We start from the raw sequence: 12,973 nt of genomic DNA, 5'->3' as shown, positions 1-12,973 counted from the left end.
CAATAGAACATGGCACTGCCGAAAAAGCTCAAGGCGTTCAACCTCTTTCACAACGGCGAGAATTTCGTCGGCCAGGTTGCCGAAGTCACGCCCCCGAAGCTCACGCGAAAAATGGAAGCGTATCGGGGCGGCGGCATGAATGGCCCGATCGATATCGATCAAGGGCAAGAGGCGATCGCGCTCGAATGGACATGCGGCGGCCTCATGCGTTCGGTTATCGCGCAATACGGCATCACCACGCACGACGGCGTGCAACTGCGCTTTGCCGGCGCATACCGCGCCGAGGACACGGCGAAGCCCGACGCCGTTGAAATCGTCGTGCGCGGCCGTCACAAGGAACTCGACTTCGGAAGCGCGAAACCCGGCGACGATACCTCGTTCAAGGTTTCGACCTCGTGCAGCTATTACAAGCTGTCCGTCAATGGCGAAACGCTCGTCGAAATCGACCTCATCAACATGATCGAGAAGGTCAACGGCGCGGACCTGCTTTCCGAGCTGCGCAACGCGATCGGCCTGTAACCGGCCGGCGCTGCCCTGCCCCGCGTGCCTGGTCGACGTACCGGGCACGCACACCACCAAAACACAACAGAGAACGAAATGACCGAACACGCCATGCACTCGCACCACATCAACGACGCCGGCCACTCGCACGGCATTACCGACCCCGGCCACTCGCACGGCATCACCGGCCCCGGCCACTCGCACAGCATCGCGCCGGCGACGCAACCGAAGCCGAACACGGTCACGCTCGACTACCCGATCGAGCGCAACGGCGGGCAGTCGATCGGCGAAATCACGCTGCGCAAGCCGGCCGCCGGCGAGCTGCGCGGCACGTCGCTTAACGCGCTCGTGAATCTCGATGTTGACGCGCTCGGCAAGGTACTGCCGCGCATCTCGTCGCCGACGCTCACCGAATTCGACGTGCAGCAGCTCGACCCGGCCGACCTCGTGCAATTGGGGGTTGTGTTCGCCGGTTTTTTGCTGCCGAAGCGTGCTCAGTAGAGCACGGCATACCCGATAGGGTCGAAGAAGCGATGGCCGATATCGCGACGGTTTTCACGGGCTGGACGCCTCGCGATATGCACGACTTCACCCTCGTGGAATTGGCCGAATGGCGCGAGCGCGCGCGAGCACGAAGCGGAACGGAATAGAACACGATGGCAAACGGTAGCGACCTCAAATTGCGCGTGCTGTTCGACATGATCGACGGCGCGACGAAGCCCCTAAAGAACATCATGGCGGGAAACAAGGGCCTCGCGAAGTCGCTCAAGGATTCGCGCGACGAACTCACGCGACTCCAGAAGGCGCACAAGGACGTTACCGGGTTCCGCGAAATGGCCTCCGGCCTCGCGCGCACCAAGCGCGAATTGACCGACGCAAATGCGCACGTCAAGGCGCTTGCAAACGGCCTGCGCGCATCCGGCCCGCCGAGCCGTCAAATGATCGCCGACTTTGAGAAGGCGAAAAGCGCGACGGCGAAGCTCGCGACCGCGCACCGTGCGCAAACTGTGAACCTTAACGAGCTGCGCATGCAGCTCGGCGGCGCTGGTATCAGCACGCGCAATCTCGCGCAGCATGAACGCGAGCTGCGCGCGAGCATCGCCGCGACGAGCGGCACCATTGACGGGCAAGTGTCGAAGCTCGAACAGCTCACGCAGCGCGAAAAGGCGATGGCCGCCGCGCGCGCGAAAATGGGCCGACTGCAAGGCACCGCGGCGAATATGGCCGTCGCCGGCTATGCCGCGAAGGCGGCCGGCTCGCACATCATTGGCGACCTGTCCGAAACGCTCGATCAATCGAAGGCCTTCGAAAGCGAAGCCGTGCGCATCAAGGCGCTCGGCCTGGGCGATCACGCGACGGCCGACGCCGTGAAGTACGCGAAGGCAATGAAGCAAATGGGCACGAGCACGACGGATAACCTAACGCTCATGCGCGACTCGCTGACGATTTTCGCCGACGAGCACCATGCGCAAATGGTGATGCCGACGCTCGCGAAAATGAAATTCACCAACGAAGCATTGTTCGGCGCGGAGGACGGGCACGCGAACGAAGAGAAGTTTATGAACATGCTCAAGGTGATCGAGCTGCGCGGCGGCACCAAGGACGAAGCGACGTTTAAGGACGAAGCGAACATGGTGCAAAAGGTGATTACCGCGACCGGCGGCCGTGTCGGCGGCGATCAATGGATGCAGTTCATTCAAACCGGCGGCGTCGCGGCGAAACAGATGCGCAAGGACGCATTTTTCTACCAGATGGAGCCGCTTATTCAGGAAATGGGCGGGCATGCTGTCGGCACGGGCCTTATGTCGGCCTATAACAACGTCTACCAGGGCAAGACGACCGTAAAGGCCGCGCGCGAGCTGGTAGGCCTCGGCCTCATCTCGAAAGACGGCGTTGAGTACAACAAGATGGGGCAGGTAAACCACTTCAAGACGGGCGCGCTCAAGGGTAGCGACATCCTGAAAAACTCGCCGCTCGAATGGATGGAAAAGGTATTGCTTCCGCAGCTCGCCGCGAAGGGCGTCACCGACCCGAACAAGATCAAGGACACGATCGCAACGATTTTCACCAATCGCACCGCTGCAAACCTGTTCACGACGATGTACATGCAGCGCGATCAAATCCACAAAAACGAACGGCTCAACGCCGGCGCTGACGGCATCGACGAAGGGGCCGAGAAGGCGAGCCAGATGACGCAAGGCCGCGAACTCGAAGCGCTCGCAAAGATCCGCGACCTCAAGCTCGAAATTGGCCAAAAGGTTTCGCCGATCTATAACGCCGGCCTGTCGCTCACGGCTGGTCTGCTCGATAGCGTCACGGGTTTCATGAAGGATCACAGCACGGCCGCGCGCGTCGTGCTCGTGACGCTCGCCGCGCTCGCCGCGATGCTCGTCGGCGGCGGTATGTTCACGATCGCGCTAGCCGGCGTGCTCGGCCCGCTCGCGCTCGTCAAATTCAGCATGACGGCGCTCGGCATGCAAGGCGGCATCCTTTCGCGCGTGCTCGCCATGCAGGCGGGCGCGTGGCGGTTCCTCGGGCGCGGCATCATGTTCGCCGGCCGCGCGATGCTGACGAATCCGATCGGCCTCGCGATCACGGCGATCGCAGTCGGCGCGTATCTGATCTATCGCTACTGGGAGCCGATCAAGGCCTTTTTCGCTGGCCTGTGGGGCGACATTCAACATGCGTTCGCCGGCGGCCTCTCGGGCATCGGCGCGCTTATCGTCAACTGGTCCCCGCTCGGCCTGTTCTATCAGGCTTTCGCGGGCGTGCTGCGATGGTTCGGCGTCGACATGCCGGCGACGTTTTCGAGTTTCGGCTCGAACCTGATTTCAGGCCTCGTCAACGGCATCACGAGCGGCCTCGGAACCGTGAAAGACGCGATCACCAACGTCGCGAGCAATACCGTCACATGGTTCAAGGAAAAGCTCGGCATTCATAGCCCGTCGCGCGTGTTCGGCGAGCTGGGCGGATTCATCACCCAGGGCGCGGCGATCGGCATGGAAGCCGAGCAAGGGCGTATCGCGAAAGCCGCGATCGGCCTCGCGACGCTCGCGGCGACCTCGTTCGGCGGCACAGGGGCCGCACAGGCCGCCGGCGGCCCCGGCGTAGCCATTGACACCCGACCGGCCCTGCAAGCCCCTCAGGCGGCCGGAATTGCGGCCGGCGTGGCATCGGCAGCCGGCGGCGATCAATACATTTTCCATATCACCGGTTCGGACCCGAAGGAGATCGCGAATCAGGTACGCCAGGCGATCGAGCAAATCGAGCGCAAGAAGGCCTCGCGCGCAAGCTCGCGCCTGTCGGATTAATTGGAGATATCGAAATGATGATGGCCCTCGGGCAGTTCGTTTTCAGCCTGTCCACCCTCGCCTATCAAGAGCTGCAACGCAAAACGAGCTGGAAGCATCGCAACACCTCGCGCGTCGGCGGGCGCGATGCGCGGCAATACACCGGCCAAGGCGACGACGCGATCACCATGCAGGGATGGTTTGCCCCCGACCAGGGTATCGGCAAGCTGTCGTCGCTTACCGAGCTACGCAACATGGGCGATGACGGCGACGCCTATGCGCTCGTCGACGGCGCCGGCAATGTGTACGGCGCATTCATCATCGAAGGCCTCGACGAAGGGCAATCGCTGCACCAGAAGGACGGCACGCCGAGGCGCGTCGAATTCACGTTGAGCCTCATGCGCGTCGACGATGGCCTCGTAAAGACGAAAACCGAGCCGGCGAAGGACGAGGCGAAATGAAACAGCCGACGCCGATCTATCAAATCACGCTCGACGGAAAAGACCTGACGAGCAAGATCGAGCCGCGCCTTGTGAGCCTATCGATCGACGAGTCGCGCGGCGAAGAGGCCGACACGCTGACGCTCACGCTCGACGACTCAGACGGCAAGCTCGCGATCCCGAAGCGCGGCGAAATAGTGCGCGTGTCGATCGGATGGGCCGACACGGGCCTCGTCGACAAGGGCTCTTTCACGATCAACGAAGTCGAACACGCCGGCGCACCGGACACGATCACCCTGCAAGCGCGATCGGCCTCGATGACGAACGCCATGAGCGAACGAAAGGAAAAGAGCTGGCACGGCGAGACGATCGGTGCGATCGTGCGCAAGATTGCCGGCGCGCACAACCTCAAGGCGGCTGTCGCCGATGCGCTCGCGAAAGTCGTGATCGCGCACATCGATCAAACTCACGAGTCTGATATGTCGTTTCTCACGCGAGTCGCGAAGCGTTACGACGCCGTGATGAACGTGAAGGATTCGCACCTGCTTTTCATGCCGATCGGACACGGCACGAGCGCGAGCGGCAAGGCGCTCACGTCGATCGAACTGACGCGCCGCGAAGGCGACCGGCACCGCTACCACGTATCGGAGCGCGAGAACTATGCCGGCGTGCGTGCGTTCTATCACGCGACCGGGCGCGCGAAGCGCAAATCTGTCGTCGTCGGCGGCGAGAACAATCACAGCATCAAGGTTTTGCCCGAGACATACCCGACCGAGGCCGAGGCGCGCGCCGCTGCAACGGCTGAACTCAACCGCACGCAGCGAAGTCAGGCGACCATGAGTTACACGCTCGCGCTCGGCCTGCCCGACCTTTACCCGGAAGTGCCCGTCTATCTCAACGGGTTCAAGCCCGACATAGACAACGAATCATGGCTCGTGAAAAAGGTGCGACACGAGCTGGGCGACGCGGGCTATACGTGCGAACTCGACCTCGAAGTGCGCGACGATCCGACGAGCGACCGGCACCGCTCGAACTTCAGGAAGCCGGGTAAGTGATGAAACTGCGCCGATGCCATCAATCGAAGGCGTCGGCGCTTGACTACATCAAGCGCCGACGCCGCCTTGCCGACGCGCTTCGAACGGCGCAATTTTCTGCCTCATGACAATCTGCGTTGCAAAGTCGGCATCATCGGGTATCGGTTCCCAAAAGAATTGGCTCTGGAATAGCGGGATAGCGTCGAATTTTCGCGACTTGAAAAACGGCCACCGATTGCGCTTGAATTCGCTGTATCGATCGCCCTTGAATCTTTTGTCGATAGCGGAGAATGGCAGGACTCTTTCCGCGATATCGGAAATGGGCGTTTCCGCTGCCTGCGCCTTGAAGCTGGTGAAGACGTCAAACTGGTCATGACAAATGACCTGTATCGCCGTTTCTGGTATGCCGTAGCGTTGAGCCCAAAGCACATGCCAACCGGACTCGACCTCGTTGACGAAATCAAACAATCTCTCGCTCAGAATGTAGGCGTCTGATTCGATGTGGATGATTTTTTGCACGCCAACGGCACGGGCGATTTCGATGGAATGGAAAAAGCTTCTCCACCAACCCGGATACTCCGCCACACTTTGCCGGCCTAGATTGTTCGGAAATCGAACTAGAACGTTGCTGCCTGCCGCGTACTGAATCGGATCTGCATGAGAGACGGTTTTGATAGTCGCACTAGGGGGCGTGAAGGGTGATCCATCATCGATCATGAATTTCATTGCATCTGCGACGGGCGACCGGTTGTAGTAGTTCAGCCACCGCAAATAACGCTCGTCCCATGCCTTCTCGTTTTTGATGAAGCTCGTACAAAAGATGATGGATTGCACTGCGCACTCTCCGCTAGTTTGACGGCGCACATTATCCCACGTCGAGGAATCACGACTCTCGCCTACGGGTCGATCTGAGCCGGACGCGAAGTTGACTATGGAGAAATCGGCAACGGCACCGGCTAGCTGCGGTCGGTGCCCCATGTCAATCTTTCAAGAAAAGCGCAACCGGTCTCTAATCCCGTCCGCCTGAAGCAAGCGGCTGCCATTCGGCTGGGTGGTTCCCCGTCGCCGCGCAACGCTGCCTGAGACCTTCCTGCCGAACGATGCTGCCTATCGTGTAGCGAGTGCCCGCATATTCGCAATGCGGCGTCGGGGTCACCGTCTGGGGCTGGGTCTCATGGCTCGAGCGATGCACCACCCAGGCGACTGCGGCAAACACGCCCATTGACGCAATCACGGCGAGGCAAATCGGAAGCCACGGGATTTGCATCGTATGTTTCGGCAAAGGCGCGAATGGGGAGTGCGCGGCGGCCGGCACCGAAGCGGCGAAGCCGGGTTGGTGATGTGCTGGAGCGATCGGCGAAGAGACGGCTGGAATCGACTCGCCGCCTTCCGACAACGCGGGCGGCGGCGCCGCCTGATCGGCTGTTCCATTGCGTAGCCACCCGTCGAGATAGCGCATTACGCGTTCAAACAGGTCTCGCGGCAACTCGTCCATGCTCTGGAACTTGAAACAAGTCATCAGACGCCGATACACAATGAGCTTTTCGACGCCAGTCCTCTCTTCGAGCTCGAAGACCTTCGCCGCAATCGCGCGCCGCTGTCGATCGCTAATGTATCGCTTCGATTCCTCTCCGCTATGGAGATGGATATTTACGTTGGCTTGTGCGTTACTGGACTTCACATCTCGGCCGGCCACCTGCCCGACCTCCCCGGTGAACTTCTGCACCATCGACTTCTTGTTCTCCTACGGCTGGTCCTGCCGTATTGCGTGGTCCGCTCAGTCGCTTTCGCTGTTTTGCTTCTTACGCGCCTTGCTTGAACCCATGTTGATCGTGAAGGCGCCGGTTACGTCGCCGCTCACTTGCTGGCCAACGTTCGCACCCCTGAAATCCTGCTGGAATTTGCTCGGCACCGTGCCCGCAGCAAGTGCACCAAGCGCAGCAGCACGAACGGCCTCAGGTGCATCGCGATATCGCCGCACAAGATCAGACTCATCGGCGGAAAGGTCGGACGTGTTGCGGCGCCCGGTAACGATATAGAGCACGTCGACCCCGGCCGTTTCAATCGAGGCGAGGTAAGCGGCATCCGGCACGCGCTCATCTTTCTCGTACCGGAGCTGCGCCTGCTTGCCAATGCCGCCCAGCGTCGCCAGCTCGACTTGGCTCAACCGGAGCCGTTGCCGCTCTTCCCGCAATCGCGCGCCAATAGATTCCATTTAGACACCAAATTTGTTGACAGGTACCCAAATGGGTACTAGCATTACAGTTGTGCAAGGTTAATGACAGGAAGTATACGACATGCTTCGTAAAAAGCCCCCCATCACTCGCTCCCCGCGAGGCGTGCTGTCGAGCAAGCCGGTTTACATGCGGCTCATGCCCGATGAGCGCCGCAAGCTCGAAGAACTCTCCGCGTCGCTTAACAGATCAACCTCTAGCGTTGCGCGCCTCATCTACCTCGAAGGCGTTGAGCGATACCAAGCCAAAGTTACCGGCTCGGACGCGCAAGCGCACTCAAATACTATTGCAGGGCATTGAACCATGCGGAGCCCTGCCCTCATTGAACCGTCGCTGCGCCAAGCGCTGCACGGCCCGAAGCGTCAAGACGTACAAGCCGCACTCGGTTGGGACGATTCGCAAGTCAGCCGCTTCCTGAGCGGCGGGCAAGGCGTTGTCATCGACAAGATTGACACGCTCGTTGCTGCCGTCGGCTTCGTTCTCGTTACGCGCAAATACCTCGACGCCGTCGCCACGCTCGGCGAGGTGGGTGTGCACTGTGAATGCGCCCGTCGCGGCTATGGCGAATGCGGCCCAGGGAGGTCGTCATGCGAATCCTGAACCGCTGCCCCCACTGCCGCACACGGGCCACCGCGCGCAGCAGCCGCGAAATGTCACTGACCTTTCGCGAAGTCACGTACCAATGCAACAGCCCCGAGTGCGGTCACACCTATGTGGTGAACATGGAATTCGCCCGCACGCTGTCGCCATCGGCAACACCCAATTTGACGCTGAACTTGCCGCTCTCGCCGCACGTGCGCGAGCGCCTCGCGCAACAACTCGAGCTGCCCGTCTAGCGCCCTAACCAGCTTCCACTGTTTCCCCTCGCATCGTGCCTTAGCGGCGCGAGGGACTTTTTTTGCCCAAAGAAAGGAGATTCGCATGGCCACACTTGCCGCTACGCCAATCGTTATGCCGTTCGATCCGGCAAGCCTTCCGCTGGAACTGCGTCGCGATTACCTGCAGACGCTTTGGAGTGCCGACGTCGACCCATTTGTTTTTGTCGGCACCGCGCGCCGTCTCGGATACGTGCTCGGCTGCCGATGGGATGCCGACGCCGGTATGCCCGTACTCAATCCGATCGTCCTGCATTAATGGCATGCGCACGCCCATCACGGAGTTCGAACTGCGCGCGGCATGGCATCGCCTGCGCATGGTCGGCGACTTCGAAATGTCCATGCGCAACCGCGCCGTCCGCCTTGTCGTCGAATCCGCCGCGCGTGCAATGCTGGCCCGCGAGCAGATGCGCATGCGCAATTCAATCGACGCGAAGCGACTCGCAGCGAACGACGACGACTGATCTATCCGCGCTGTCCGGCGGCGCACCGTCTCTGGAGCAATCTCATCATGAAAACCTGCATTTTCAGCATCGGCGTGTTGCTGATGCTCGGCTTCTCTTTCGCCGGCATGGCTTTCACCACCGGGGGCATTCTTCGCCAGCTCAAGTTGCGGAATGCGCCGCTGCGGTCGCTGGCGCTCGCGGCCTGTGCGCTCATCGCACTGGTTACCACGCTGGCTTGGTCTGTTCCGCCTCGGGGGTGAAGCAATGAACGCCACAAGCACACAGGCCATTCGATACGAACTGCTTACGTCTGCAGGCCTGCGCACCGTCACAGGTGAGCACGTCGTCATACCGAACAACGCTGGCGCTACGTTCGGCATCCATGCCGAGCGCCACCTTACGGACGGCCACCCTGAGAAGTGGGTCGTCACTCACCTCGCCTCGGGAATGCAGAGCGGCATGGGTGCGACGCGAGCCGGCGCGATCACGCAGGCGACGACGAACCTTGAGCGCCATCGCCACCGCCTTCGGCAGATGCTCGACGAGGCGATGATCGCACGTGCCGGTTTTCAGTTCGCCACGTGCCAGTTCGAGCGCAACCGCCTCGAATTACTCGGGGGGAAATACATATGACACCCGCCGCTCACACCACGCCGGATGACGCGGCATTGCTTGCCGCGATCAAGGCAGCCGCCGAAACGCTTCGGTTCGACAACCGGCCAGGCAGCCTCCAGCGTCAATGCACGCTCGGCCTGTTTGTCGCCGCGCTAAGCGACCAGCTTGCCCTTGCTTTCCCCGCATCTGCCGGCGCCCTGCATGCCCTCGTGTTCGGCCCGTCGACAAGCGGTAACCCGGCTGAAACATCCAAGCAGCAACCTCTGTAACACATGTAACGATGGCCACAATTGACGAACTAAAACAGCGAATTGACCTGCACGACCTTGCAGACCGCCTCGGCCTCAAGCGCGGCCGTGGCGGCGACCGTGCGCTCTACCATTCGCCGCTGCACGACGACAGGAGCCCGTCACTGTCGATCTACGTGAATCACCCGAAGCACGGAACGGGCTGGCGCGACCACAGCGCCAATGCGGGTGGCTCCTGTATCGATCTCGTGATGCATGCGCGCGGCAGCACTGTCGCCGACGCTGTGCGCTACCTGCATGACGCCTACGGCATTCCGGCCGACCGTCCCGAATCGGGCGAGCGCCGCGAGAAATCGACCGTCGAATACATCGCCGACCGGTGTTTCGCCGAACGTGACCGCGTGCGCGAATATCTGGGCAGTCGCGGCATCTCGGCCGAAGCGATCGACGCGGCGATCGCCGCCCGCTCGATCGGCTTCAACATGTGGGCGAGCCCGAAGATCGCCGCGGGCGAGGTCGGCCACGGCGGGCCGGCCGCCGCGTTCATCGTGCGCGCGCCGGGCGAGGCCCGTGTCGTCGCGGTCGACATGCGCTATCTCGACCCCGCCCAGAACGGCGGCGTCAAAACCCAGACGCAGGGCGACAAATCCGGCTACTTCTGGACCGCCGACGCCCGCCGGCTTGGCAAGGCCCGGCGCGTGGTCGTCGTCGAAAGCGCGATCAACGCGCTGTCGATCGACACTTGCGCGATGCCTGGCGTCGCGTCGCTCGCGCTGCGCGGCCTCGCCAACGTCGACGCCGTCGACTTCTCGTCGCTGCGTGGCAGACAGGTCGTCGTCTGCCTGGACAACGACGAACCGTTCGCGGACGGCCACCCGCGCGCCGGCCACCGCCCTGGCCCCGAAGCGGCATGGGCGCTCTACGAAAGGCTCACGGCGCTCAACATCAGCGCTGTGCTCGTCGACCAAGCCGAGTGGCTTGCCGATCTCGCAGACGGCGAAAAGACACGTCGCCCCATCAACGACGTGAACGACTATCTGCAACTGCGCGGCGCCGCCGAACTGGCGCGAGCACTCGAACAGATCGAGCCGTGGCTCATCGCCGGTATGCCCGGCGATGCGACACGCCGAGGCCGGCCGCGCATCTTCCTGCCGTCGCACGACTTCGCGCAGTACTGGCGCTTTCGCGTGCGTCCCGACTTCACGAGCTACATCACGAAGATGGACCGGAACGAGGAATCGGGAGTCGAGACGCCGGTAACGACTGACCTGTGCGGCTTCCGCATCGCCGCCATCAGCCGCGTGTCCGTCGCGAGCGCAACGTCGACTATGACGGGCGATGCCGACCAGGCACCTACCGTCTATTTCGCGGTATCGGTGCAGGCCCCGCGACACGGTGCACAGCTCATCCGCCGCGTGATGCTCGACGACCAGCTCCACAACGTCGACCAGTGGGGCAAGTTCGGCCCGATCTGGGCGCCGGCCCCGTTCAAGCGCATGGTGAACATCCTTGAGCGCGGCGCCGATCTCGGCGCGCGGCAGGCCGCCAACTTCGTCGGGCTCGCATGGCGCGACGGCCGCCTCATCGTGAACGAAGGCCCGGACTGCTACTTCACCGAGGCCGACAAGCAGTGCCCGTATCACAACCTGACGTTCCCGAGCGGGCCAATCGGCGACGCGCGCCGCGTCATCACGGCGTACCAAGCGACATTCAAACAGAACGCGGCCACCATCCCGCTCGTTTGGGCACTCGGCGGCCACCTGAAAGCCCTGCTCGGCTTCTGGCCGCACATCACAATTCAGGCGAACAAGGGGGCGGGCAAGTCCACGCTCATCAAGCGCCTCGAGCGCTCGCTGGCGTTCACGATGTTTTCGGGGCAGTCGCTGCAGACGGAATTCCGGCTGCTGACCAGCATCAGCCACACTAGCCACCCGGTCGGATGGGAAGAGCTGTCGGCCCGCCGGCAGGACGTGATCGACAAGGCGGTCGGGCTGCTGCAGGAGAACTACCAGTACACGGTGACGCGCCGCGGTAGCGACATGACGGAATACCTGTTGTGCGCGCCCGTGATGCTGGCCGGCGAGGATGTGCCGGTGCGCAGCCTGCTCGGCAAGCTCGTGCGCACCACGCTCACCGGCAAGCGTGGCCCGCTGTTGCCCGACGACCTGCCGCGCTTCCCGCTCCGGCAGTGGCTCGAATTCCTCGCTGGCCTCGACAAGCGCGCCGTGCTCGACCAATACGCAGCGCTGCTCGGCAAGGCGCTCGCCAACTGCCGGGCGAGCGGCCAGGACGACGGCGCCAAGCGCATGGCCGGCAACTATGCGGCCGTCGCACTCGCCTGGCGCTACCTGTGCGAGTTCGCCGGCATGGACGCGAGCGAAGGCGATTTCCCGCGCGACCTGCTGACCGAGATGAACGGCCACATCGCCGAGACGAGCGCCGACCGCGAGCCGTGGGTCTGGATCATGGAAACCGTCCTGTCCGAGATCGACGGCGGCAACTACAAGCACCCTTTTACCTTCGACACGGTCGACGGCGAGTTCTGCCTTCTGCTGCGCACGGGCCACGTGATGGATCACATTGCCCACACCAGTGCGCTGCGCGACAAGTGGAACGGTCTGCCGGTGAAGTCCGACCGTGTGTTCAAGGCGCAGCTCAAGCACGCGGGTGTCGTCGTCGGCGAGAAGGAAGTCGAGCGGCGTATCTACACCCGCCGCGTCCCGTACCTCACGCCGGTTTCACTCGGGCGTCTCGCTGCGTTCGGGCTGCACGTTTCGGTACGCGAGGACCTGGCGACCGACGCCCTACAGGGTGGCCACGCATGAAGCTTCAATCATCGTCACAACGACCGCGCAACGACCCGGCAGTGGAACGAGGCGAGTTTCGTCACTGGGAGTGGACAGGCAGCGCAGAAAACTCATGGATTTCTGGACAGTGCGTGCTTAAGCCCTTGATTCTTGAAGCGAGTGCCGCCACGAGTCACCCCGGATTTGCCACGAGTCATGTGGCTTTTGCCATGAGTCTGTTTTCGACGCTGGCCGGCGACGCCCCTTCCTTTCTTCTCTCTAATTCATTGAAAAAGAAGAAGAAAGAATACGAGGAAGGGCAAGGAATCAGGCAATACCTCGTGCCACGAGTCGGGGCTGTTTTGCCATCAGTCGCGCACGCTGCCTATTTTTTGGGCCATCAGTTTTCGGGGGTTGCCATGGTTGAATGATGGCAACTAGTGGCACAACAAATCTTTAAGAATCAGTTAGTTAAGGTTCATATCCGCGCAAACCATCAATCCA

The 12,973-nt window shown here is 62.0% G+C and carries 19 protein-coding genes; 16 read left to right on the top strand and 3 right to left on the bottom strand.

What is annotated here, in order from left to right:
- Positions 1-9 precede the first annotated feature (9 nt).
- From A3CW_RS0128570 to A3CW_RS0128545, 6 genes are all read left to right on the top strand, one after another.
- Positions 10-519 (top strand): phage major tail tube protein, encoded by a 510-nt coding sequence (locus tag A3CW_RS0128570; RefSeq protein ID WP_028206607.1) that lies wholly within the window; start codon positions 10-12, stop codon positions 517-519.
- Between the two features lie 78 nt (positions 520-597).
- Positions 598-1,002, top strand: coding sequence for a phage tail assembly protein (locus tag A3CW_RS0128565; RefSeq protein WP_245623766.1), 405 nt, complete (start codon positions 598-600; stop codon positions 1,000-1,002).
- A 32-nt stretch (positions 1,003-1,034) separates the two neighbouring features.
- Positions 1,035-1,151, top strand: coding sequence for a GpE family phage tail protein (locus A3CW_RS51320; RefSeq protein ID WP_028206605.1), 117 nt, complete (start codon positions 1,035-1,037; stop codon positions 1,149-1,151).
- Positions 1,152-1,157: 6 nt separating this feature from the next.
- Positions 1,158-3,812 (top strand): phage tail tape measure protein, encoded by a 2,655-nt coding sequence (locus tag A3CW_RS0128555; RefSeq protein ID WP_028206604.1) that lies wholly within the window; start codon positions 1,158-1,160, stop codon positions 3,810-3,812.
- Between the two features lie 14 nt (positions 3,813-3,826).
- Positions 3,827-4,252 (top strand): phage tail protein, encoded by a 426-nt coding sequence (locus A3CW_RS0128550; RefSeq protein ID WP_028206603.1) that lies wholly within the window; start codon positions 3,827-3,829, stop codon positions 4,250-4,252.
- A complete protein-coding gene (locus tag A3CW_RS0128545; protein ID WP_028206602.1) occupies positions 4,249-5,286 on the top strand; it encodes a phage late control D family protein in 1,038 nt (345 codons plus the stop codon). Before A3CW_RS0128550 ends, A3CW_RS0128545 begins: the two co-directional genes overlap by 4 nt.
- Positions 5,287-5,334: 48 nt before the next feature.
- Here A3CW_RS0128545 and A3CW_RS0128540 read toward each other — a convergent pair whose 3' ends face one another.
- The 3 genes from A3CW_RS0128540 to A3CW_RS0128530 all read right to left on the bottom strand — a co-directional run bounded on the left by A3CW_RS0128540 (position 5,335) and on the right by A3CW_RS0128530 (position 7,480).
- The gene (locus tag A3CW_RS0128540) at positions 5,335-6,099 is read right to left on the bottom strand and encodes a hypothetical protein (RefSeq protein WP_028206601.1); all 765 of its coding nucleotides are present in this window, start codon (positions 6,097-6,099) and stop codon (positions 5,335-5,337) included.
- Between the two features lie 175 nt (positions 6,100-6,274).
- Positions 6,275-6,994, bottom strand: a complete 720-nt coding sequence (locus A3CW_RS0128535) for a hypothetical protein (RefSeq protein ID WP_028206600.1) — start codon at positions 6,992-6,994, stop codon at positions 6,275-6,277.
- 48 nt (positions 6,995-7,042) lie between these two features.
- Complete coding sequence (locus A3CW_RS0128530) at positions 7,043-7,480, bottom strand: XRE family transcriptional regulator (protein ID WP_028206599.1); 438 nt, start codon at positions 7,478-7,480, stop codon at positions 7,043-7,045.
- Between the two features lie 82 nt (positions 7,481-7,562).
- Between A3CW_RS0128530 and A3CW_RS53985 the strand changes: the two genes are divergently transcribed.
- The 10 genes from A3CW_RS53985 to A3CW_RS52575 all read left to right on the top strand — a co-directional run bounded on the left by A3CW_RS53985 (position 7,563) and on the right by A3CW_RS52575 (position 12,900).
- A complete protein-coding gene (locus A3CW_RS53985; protein WP_035514242.1) occupies positions 7,563-7,799 on the top strand; it encodes a hypothetical protein in 237 nt (78 codons plus the stop codon).
- Between the two features lie 3 nt (positions 7,800-7,802).
- Positions 7,803-8,099, top strand: a complete 297-nt coding sequence (locus A3CW_RS47895) for a hypothetical protein (RefSeq protein ID WP_035514218.1) — start codon at positions 7,803-7,805, stop codon at positions 8,097-8,099.
- Positions 8,087-8,335: an ogr/Delta-like zinc finger family protein gene (locus tag A3CW_RS0128520; RefSeq protein ID WP_028206598.1), complete on the top strand. Its 249-nt coding sequence runs from the start codon at positions 8,087-8,089 to the stop codon at positions 8,333-8,335. The genes A3CW_RS47895 and A3CW_RS0128520 overlap by 13 nt, the downstream gene beginning before the upstream one ends.
- A gap of 85 nt (positions 8,336-8,420) precedes the next feature.
- The gene (locus tag A3CW_RS0128515) at positions 8,421-8,633 is read left to right on the top strand and encodes a hypothetical protein (RefSeq protein ID WP_028206597.1); all 213 of its coding nucleotides are present in this window, start codon (positions 8,421-8,423) and stop codon (positions 8,631-8,633) included.
- Between the two features lie 4 nt (positions 8,634-8,637).
- On the top strand, positions 8,638-8,838 hold the full coding sequence (locus A3CW_RS0128510; RefSeq protein WP_028206596.1) for a hypothetical protein: 201 nt from the start codon (positions 8,638-8,640) through the stop codon (positions 8,836-8,838).
- Between the two features lie 47 nt (positions 8,839-8,885).
- A complete protein-coding gene (locus A3CW_RS0128505; RefSeq protein ID WP_028206595.1) occupies positions 8,886-9,080 on the top strand; it encodes a hypothetical protein in 195 nt (64 codons plus the stop codon).
- A 4-nt stretch (positions 9,081-9,084) separates the two neighbouring features.
- Positions 9,085-9,453: a hypothetical protein gene (locus A3CW_RS0128500; RefSeq protein ID WP_028206594.1), complete on the top strand. Its 369-nt coding sequence runs from the start codon at positions 9,085-9,087 to the stop codon at positions 9,451-9,453.
- Complete coding sequence (locus A3CW_RS0128495) at positions 9,450-9,704, top strand: hypothetical protein (RefSeq protein WP_028206593.1); 255 nt, start codon at positions 9,450-9,452, stop codon at positions 9,702-9,704. The genes A3CW_RS0128500 and A3CW_RS0128495 overlap by 4 nt, the downstream gene beginning before the upstream one ends.
- An 11-nt stretch (positions 9,705-9,715) precedes the next feature.
- The gene (locus tag A3CW_RS0128490) at positions 9,716-12,508 is read left to right on the top strand and encodes a toprim domain-containing protein (RefSeq protein WP_028206592.1); all 2,793 of its coding nucleotides are present in this window, start codon (positions 9,716-9,718) and stop codon (positions 12,506-12,508) included.
- Positions 12,505-12,900, top strand: a complete 396-nt coding sequence (locus A3CW_RS52575; protein ID WP_154678059.1) for a hypothetical protein — start codon at positions 12,505-12,507, stop codon at positions 12,898-12,900. The genes A3CW_RS0128490 and A3CW_RS52575 overlap by 4 nt, the downstream gene beginning before the upstream one ends.
- The last annotated feature ends 73 nt before the right edge of the window (positions 12,901-12,973 follow it).

It is taken from the genome of Paraburkholderia nodosa DSM 21604 (genome assembly GCF_000519185.1).
GTDB lineage: Bacteria > Pseudomonadota > Gammaproteobacteria > Burkholderiales > Burkholderiaceae > Paraburkholderia > Paraburkholderia nodosa.
Note: the sequence above shows the minus strand (reverse complement) of the source record. Positions and strands in the feature narration are given on the sequence as shown.